The sequence below is a fragment of the Anaerobacillus sp. 1_MG-2023 genome, from assembly GCF_030547345.1.
Taxonomy (GTDB): domain Bacteria; phylum Bacillota; class Bacilli; order Bacillales; family Guptibacillaceae; genus Guptibacillus; species Guptibacillus hwajinpoensis_B.
Genome location: NZ_JAUORD010000038.1, coordinates 1 through 1319, shown reverse-complemented (window position 1 = coordinate 1319; position 1319 = coordinate 1). Strand labels below are relative to the sequence as shown.

The following is a 1319-nucleotide window of genomic DNA, read 5'->3' as shown; positions in this document are numbered from 1 at the left end:
TGTTGCGTTAAGATCATAACCTAATGCAGGTTCTGTTTCAACGAATTGATACTCGCCCGGCTTCAGGTCTTCTGCAAGAATGATGCCTTCTTCATTCGTCAGAAGTTTTTCCTGTAGAACGTTTCCATCACGATCCCGCAAAGAGAATGTTGCGCCTTCAATGATCGTCTCGTCATCGTAATCACGTTTCGTTAGTTCAACAGATCCCGTTTGAAGTTTATTCGTCATTTCAACTACTACTGGTTCCTGCGGATCAAATGGAACATTCACCGACAATGGCGTTTCATCCAATACATATCCGAAGGAAGCCTTTGTTTCAACGAGTTGATAGTCACCTGGCTTTAGATTATCAATTGATACTTTACCAGATTCATCTGTCATCAGCCCTTCTTCTACAAGGACTCCTTCCTCGTCTAGAAGTTTAAATTCAGTACCAGCAAGACCTTCTGCGTCTTCCTGCTCCCCAAGCTTAGTCAATTCAATCATACCTGATATTTGGTTGTTTTCATGAGTAAGATCAAGTACTTCTTCCTGACCAACCTCAATTGTGAATGGTATTAGTGTCTCATCTAACTGATAGCCCATTGGTGCCTTTGTTTCTTGCAGCTGATAATTTCCTGGACGAAGCTCAGAAATGAGTAATTCTCCGTTTTCATCCGTCACAAGATTTTCTTGAAGCACATCACCGTCTTCATTAAGAAGGCTATATTCAGCGCCTTCAAGCGTACGGCTTGCGTCATCCTTATCAACCTTCAGAAGTTTTATTGAGCCAGGTTGAATCACATTCTCGGCTGTTACTTTTAGAATATTTTTTTGACCTTTTGCAATTGTGAATGGTATCGCTTCAGATTCTAGGAGGTAACCAAAAGGTGCTTTAGTTTCTTCGAATTGGTATTCTCCTGGTGGAAGATCCGTAACCGTTAGCTTCCCCGTTTCATCTGTTTCCACATTTTCTTTTACAATATTATTCTTCGAATCTAGTACTTGGAAGACTGCGCCTTTTAGCGTTAGACTAGATTCGTCGCTATCTACTTTTGTGAGTTCCACATCTCCAGAAATTAATGTGTTGGAGACACTTAAAGGAACAGCTACCGTTTGACCTTTGGCAATTGTAAAATCAATTGGTGTTGTATCCAACTCATAGAATTCAGGAGCTTTAGTTTCGATTAACTGATAGTTGCCAGGTTTCAGTTCGCTTATTGTTACCTTGCCATCCTCACCAGTTGTTAATCCTTCTTGCAACGTTTCACCAGACTCAAAGACGACCTTAAATTCAGCGCCTTCAAGCTTCAATTCCTGATTGGAGGCATCAACTTTTG

General features: G+C 40.9%; 1 protein-coding gene. It reads right to left on the bottom strand.

Annotation, left to right across the window (positions count from 1 at the left end):
* Window positions 1-1319: MSCRAMM family protein (locus tag Q4550_RS23145; protein WP_303536515.1), on the bottom strand; the 1319-nt coding region annotated here is incomplete at both ends.